The sequence below is a fragment of the Parafrankia discariae genome, assembly GCF_000373365.1.
Lineage (GTDB): Bacteria > Actinomycetota > Actinomycetes > Frankiales > Frankiaceae > Parafrankia > Parafrankia discariae.
In genome coordinates, this window is sequence record NZ_KB891134.1 from 1 (window position 1) to 6082 (window position 6082).

Here is a 6082-nt window from a genome sequence, read left to right on the forward strand (position 1 = left end):
CGGACAAGAAACTCCGCACCATCGTCGCCAAGGCGAACGTTGCCTGATGCGGCACTAGCAGCCGCGAGTGGTCCTGCTCCTCTGCGATGAACAGCCGCGCGGCTTCGAGGTAGCCGGAGTGGCCCGCCCGCACGGCGGCCCGCATCATCCCCGCGCCGTCGCTGGCTTCGCCGACCTGGATCCTGGCGAGGCTGGTGGCCAGCGCCCTGGGGGTCTCAGCGCCCGCGCTCCAGTCCGGGTCGGGCCGACACCTGTTCGCCTCGAATCTGTGTCGCCATGGCTCAAAGGCTTCTGGCGCATCATCGAGCATGAGCCATAGTTGCACGGCGTTGGGAGAAACATCCGGACTATTAAGCTTTGCGATGGTTGGTCAATGCGGCTGAATCGAGTCTGCGTGCCCACTTGGACCCCGGTGCCGAGCGGCCGTGCGCCAGGAAGATCGGTACCACCCCTGGGTTGCACACGGCAATCGGTCCGGCGTGCGGCTGCTGCGCTGCTCCCCGCCTCGCCAGCCCAGAGGATGCTCAGTCGAGACAAAACTCGTTTCCCTCGATGTCCTGCATCACGATGCAGGAATCGTGGCCGTCATACAGCAGTCGCATGCGCACCGCGCCGAGCACGACCAGTCGTGCGCATTCGGCTTCGAGCGTGGCGAGGCGCTCTTCACCCACGAGCCCCGGGCCGACCCTCACGTCAAGATGCAGCCGATTCTTGGCGACCTTTCCTTCGGGAACGCGCTGAAAGAACAGTCGCGGGCCTACACCTGAGGGATCAATGCAGGCGAACCATGAACCCTGATCCTCAGGAAACCGGGAGCGGTTGAAATCGTCCCAGGTGGCGAACCCCTTCGGCGGCGACACAACGTACCCCAACACCTCGCACCAAAAACGGGCGATGCGCTCAGGCTCTGCACAGTCAAAGGTGACTTGGAACTTCTTGATCGATGACATAGACGCACCGTAGCATGGGGGACGTTTGCTCATCTCCCGCATTTTGACGAGAGGATGGTCCCTGGGAGCGCTGCTGCGTTGTGTGGTCGCAGGGGCCGAGCCGTGCGTGTGCAACGCGGGTATGGACCCGTTGCTCGCCCGATCCTCAAAAGATGCTGGCGAGAAGCCGACTCTACGCCAGCACGAGCGGGTCGTTGTCGGCGTAGATGACCCGGGTGTCGGCGGCGATCGACCGCGCGGTCTCGTGCAGGTTCGGCGAGGTCGGGATGCCGGTGCCGATGTCGAGGAACTGGCGGATGCTTACCTCGGCGGCCAGGCGGCGGGTCGCCCGGTGCATGAGGGCCCGGTTCTGCCGGGCGGCGACGCGCCCGTTCGGGACGACGGTCAGCGCCTGCTCCGCGGCCTCGCGGTCCGCCGGAAAGTTGTCCTTGCCGCCCAGGTAGTAGTCATAGATCCGCGCCGAGTGCGGCTGGTCCGTCTTGAGGTCCACCGGGTTCAGCTCGTCCATGAGCCTGTTCCAGCGGAACGGGGGCGGAGTCTGACTCACGTCGCGGCCTCTCGTCGTCGGTGGTGCTGCGCTGCGCTGCGGTCGGATGGGCTCGTGCCATGGTGCTTCTGCTCCTCTGTGACCTGATTATGTCGGTCCGTCCACGGCAGTCGTGATCGAGAGGGTGGCTGGAATCGGACACGGCGGAGCGGTGTCGGTTGACATCTCCAGCGAGTCCTGCCCGCCCGGCAGCTCCAGCCGTAGTCCCCCGACGCCAGCTCGCTTCGCCGCGTTCCAGACGAGGCTGGGCCGTCAGAACTCGGGAGCCCCGGGCAGCGTCGTCCGTCGGGTCAGCAGGAGCGGGTGAAGGGTCTGCCGGCGAACCGGTCGGCGAGGAATCCGACGGCGTCGGCCTGGCGGTGAAGATGGTGGTGGCGTGTTCGCCCAGGTAGGTCCGCCACCGTATGGGTGCGCCGGCCGCGCAGTAGGTGTTCTTCAACGCCTCGGCCTGTGGGAGGGCGACCAGTTCGTCGGTCGGCCAGCCGTGGTACAGGAAGGTCGGTATTGTCGGCGGGACGGAGCCGAGTTTCTGTTCGTTGATGCGGGCGATCCAGGCGGGTGTGTTCAGCAGGTTGGTGGTCGTGTAGTCGCTGATTCTCCGGAACGGGTAGGCGACGAGGCTTTCGATGCAGGAGGTGGCGAGTTTGCCGAAGAAAATCCTGCCGGCGTCGTTGAGATAACCGTCCAGGTTCAGCTCTGGGTAGGCCGCGTCGAGTCCTGCGGCGGCCATCGCCAGGACCGCGAAACCGATGCCGCCGTCGAGCTGGCTGGAAACGGCCAGCAGGTCGGCGGGCACACCGCCGGCCGAGATGGCCCGCAAGTTCAGTTCCGGGGCGTAGGTCGGCTGGAGTTCACCGGCCCACGCGGCCGCGCCGCCGCCCTGCGAGTAGCCCAGCAGACCGACGGGGTTGGCGGTACTCAGGCCGGTCGCGGGCAGCCGCTGGGCGGCGCGGACCGCGTCGAGGACGGCGCGGCCCTCGGAACGGCCGACCACGTAGGTGTGGGCCCCGGGGGTGCCGAGCCCTTCGTAGTCGCTCATCGCCACAGCCCAGCCGCGCAGCAGTGCCTGGTCGATGAAACCCTGGTTCTGGGCGACGCTGACGAGGGGGTTCTTCGACGGGGCGCACTGGTCACCCAGGCCGACCGAACCCGAGGCGAGCCCGACGATGGGCATACCGACCGGGCTTCTGCCCTTGGGGACGAGGATTGTTCCGGAGACCGCGTTCGGTTTCCCCTGGGCGTCCCGTGAAAGGTACAGGATCAGGTAGGCGCTGGCGTTGTTGACGTCGGTCTTCCTGCGGTACCAGATCACGTCACCTGGCTTACCGGCGGGCAGTGGCGACGGCGGGCTGTAGAAGGCGTCCCCGGCAGGTCCTTCGCCGGCGGCCGCGCCGGCCGGGGTGGCACTGACCACCACGGGGACGATCGCCGTGGGTATCACGAGCGCCAGCGTCACGAGGACCGAGCCGATTGTTCTGCGCGGTCGTGAACCGCGGCCGGTTAATTTCCGCCACATGCCGGTCAACCTTCTTTCTCCAGGGGAACGGCTGCGTAACAGGGGTCGTCACCGACGCGTGGGAGAAGGGCGCAGGCGTGCTCCTGGACGGCCAGCGGACGCGTTCGGGGTTTCCCGGTGGTGACCCGACCGGGACAGCGTTTCAGCGAGGTCTGCCGGCCGGTCCGGTGGTTCCGGTGCCTGACAGTGGAATGGTCGGGGAGGGCTGCCGGTGCGAGCCCGGCCGCCACCGTGAACAGCACGTTTGGTCGTGATCACCTCCCGCGCCGGGCAACACCCCGACCTTGTTACCGACGAGTACTACCGGCGAGTAGGTTTCGGACCGTAACAAGTCGACAGCCCGTTGCCTACACGGCGACCACGCCAGATCCGAACGCGCCTGCGCCGTCCACCGCCCCGGCCCGCCAGGACCGGCGGAATCCACTCGTGCCGCGCGGCCCCGGCATCTCGACGGCGGTCGAGGACCTCCCAGCTCAACGCCCCTGCACCCGCTTCCGCGGGCGAAGCGGCGGGACGGAGGGGCGGGACGGAGGGGCGGGCCGGAGGCGCCGACGCGGCCGCGGACGGGCCCGGGCTCGGCACGCGGCCGGAGACGTCCACCGCGATGGCACCAAGGTGTGCCCACCGAGGTCAGGCCCACCAATACGGCGTCACGGCCGCTGGCGCGGTCCTGCCACCGGCGCACTGTCCGAACCAAGAACGGTCGATCCGTTCGGACGTCGTATGGTTCGGAAGTTATTCGGACGTCGGTGGAACCGATGTTCGTGAGCGCGCGTCGATACCGCCATGGGAACCCATCCGGTCCGCGCGTCGCGTCGGCTTGTTGTGACCTGGCTGGTCGATGTCGCCCGCCACGGCAGACGTCGTGGTCCGCGCGGGCTGATGTGGGCACCGGCCGCGGCACTGGTCATCGGCGGTCTGGCGCTGGCCTGCGGACCGGCGGGCGGCGATGTGACGGGCGGACACGGGCGCGGGCCCGCGGGCGCGGCACCCGGCGAACGCGCCGCACCCGACGGGCACGGGACATCCGGCGGACACGGCGCAACCGGGGCGCCGGAGCCGGGCTGGCGGTTGGAGTCGTTCCGGGATCTGGTGGTGGAGGTCCCGGCCTCCTGGGGGCCCGCGCCGGCACCGGGCGGCGACTGGTGCGCCACGGTCGAGGGCCGGCCGCAGGCGTTCCCAGACAAGCCCTACGTCGACAGCCGAGGCCCCTACCGGGTCGAGATGGCCATCGGCTGCTTCAGCCGTACGGAGGAGGAGCCGGACCTGCATGGCGGGGGCGTGCCTCGCGACTACTGGTCGCCGCACGTCTGGTTCACCGCCACGCCCGCCACCGGCGGGGGCGAGGAGATACCGGACGGGCGAGTGAGCTCGAACGGCTGGACCCGGCTCGTCCGCACGGTCGGCGCGGCGAAGGTGCTCGTCCTGACCGACGACGCGCACCTCGCCGAGGCCGAGCGCATCATCGCCTCCGCACACCAGGCCGAGGTCGACCCGCACGGCTGCGCCGCCAGCTCGCCGATCCAGGCCGGCGGGTTCGCCCGCCCACCCGCGCCGTTCGACGTGGCCCGGCTCGACACCGTGGACACCATCGCGGTCTGCCACTACGACCTGAACAGCCCGGTGGGCAGCCCCGGGTTGCTGGCCTCCCGCGAGCTCGGCGGGGCCGCGGCGGCCGCGCTGCTGGCGGCGATCAACGCCGCGCCGGCGGGCGGGGGACCGGACACACCGGGCACCTGTGCGAAGCACATGTCGGGGAACACCGGGATCGTGCTCCGCCTGACCGCGGGCGGGTCGACCCACGAGGCCTACGTCTACTTCGAGTCGTGCGTCGGCAACGGCATCGATGACGGAACCACGCTGCGCGCGCTGACCGCCGGCAACTGCGCCCCGCTCTGGTCAGGACGCGTCGTGCAGTCGGGCGGAAGCGCCGCACCCTTCAGGGTCTGCCACCCCGACGGCATGCCAGCCGTGAACCCGACAAAGCCCAGCTGACGGACGTCCCGGCGGCCCAGGGCCGGGAGCGCGTCCCCGCTGATCGGGCTCTGTGCCACTTCTGGGCCTTGTGCACCTGGTCCGGGCGGTGGGTCCTCGCGGCCTGTCGGAGGGCGCTGGCATCCTTGGCGGCGTGGAGACTCAGGTCGACGACCTCGCACCCGGCCCGCCGCCCGCGCCCGCCGGTGACCGGGCGGCGTACTACCGGGCGCGGGCCGCCGAGGCCATGGCGCGCGCACGTGCCCTGGTGGGGCGGCCGTGGACGTCGGATCCGGGGCTGCGGGTCCAGGTCGAGGCGATCCTCGCGATGACGCCCCAGGACCGGCTGCGCCAGCTGGAGGACCAGGTCGAGACACTGTCGGCCCTGCGCCCCATCGGGCGGCGGTAGCCCGATGGCGAGCAGATTCGAGCTCCGCGGCCTGCTACGGCGCCTGGCCGACCACCAGGTGACCTACGTGATCGTCGGTGGGGTCGGGGCCCGGCTACAGGGCGCTCCGAACATCACCGACGATCTCGACATCGTCCCCGAGCCCACCCCGGAGAACCTCGCCCGGCTGGCGGCCGCGCTCTCCGGCCCCGCCACGACGAAGAAGGCCGTCGACTCCACCGAGTACACGGCGCACCCGGTCGTGGAACCGGCCGAGTTCTACTCGGACTACATGGCCATGTACATCACGTCCGCCGGCGCGCTGGACGTCCTGATCGAACTGCCCGGGGTCGGCCCGTACGACGCGCTGCGCCGCGAGGCCCGCAGCTACGAGCTGCCCGACTACGGCCTGACCCTGCACGTCGCCAGCCTGGAGCACATCATCCGTTCGAAGGAGACGGCGGGACGCAGCAAGGACTTCCTCGTCCTGCCCGGCCTCTACGAGGCAGCCACCCGCCTCGCCGAGCAGGGCGACAGCTACGAGCTGGAAGCGGCCGCCCTCACCGTCGACGTCCCACCCACCGGCCCGGACGACGACCAGGGCGTGTTTCAGAACTAGTGCCGCATCCGTGAAGGTTTGCCCGTTGTGAGGGCGCGCCGGGTCGGGTCCCGCAGAGGCCTGGCTGTCCGGCTGATGATCTGTGGTG

The 6082-nt window shown here is 69.9% G+C and carries 4 protein-coding genes and 3 pseudogenes; 3 read left to right on the top strand and 4 right to left on the bottom strand.

Features of this window, described 5'->3' with window-relative positions:
• From B056_RS0106845 to B056_RS35515, 4 genes and pseudogenes are all read right to left on the bottom strand, one after another.
• Positions 1-310: pseudogene (locus tag B056_RS0106845) on the bottom strand (hypothetical protein); the annotation flags it as partial.
• 214 nt (positions 311-524) lie between these two features.
• Positions 525-950: a VOC family protein gene (locus tag B056_RS35510; RefSeq protein WP_035750423.1), complete on the bottom strand. Its 426-nt coding sequence runs from the start codon at positions 948-950 to the stop codon at positions 525-527.
• Positions 951-1128: 178 nt separating this feature from the next.
• Positions 1129-1458, bottom strand: a pseudogene (locus B056_RS0106855) (SAM-dependent methyltransferase); the annotation flags it as partial.
• A 329-nt stretch (positions 1459-1787) separates the two neighbouring features.
• Positions 1788-3013 (bottom strand): annotated as a pseudogene (locus tag B056_RS35515) (lipase family protein).
• 786 nt (positions 3014-3799) lie between these two features.
• On the opposite strand from B056_RS35515, the gene B056_RS0106865 reads away from it, so the two are divergent.
• From B056_RS0106865 to B056_RS0106875, 3 genes are all read left to right on the top strand, one after another.
• On the top strand, positions 3800-5008 hold the full coding sequence (locus B056_RS0106865; protein ID WP_195905853.1) for a hypothetical protein: 1209 nt from the start codon (positions 3800-3802) through the stop codon (positions 5006-5008).
• 133 nt (positions 5009-5141) lie between these two features.
• Entirely contained in the window at positions 5142-5396 is a 255-nt protein-coding gene (locus B056_RS0106870) for a hypothetical protein (RefSeq protein ID WP_154676886.1), read from the top strand.
• Between the two features lie 4 nt (positions 5397-5400).
• A complete protein-coding gene (locus B056_RS0106875; protein ID WP_018501149.1) occupies positions 5401-5994 on the top strand; it encodes a hypothetical protein in 594 nt (197 codons plus the stop codon).
• The last annotated feature ends 88 nt before the right edge of the window (positions 5995-6082 follow it).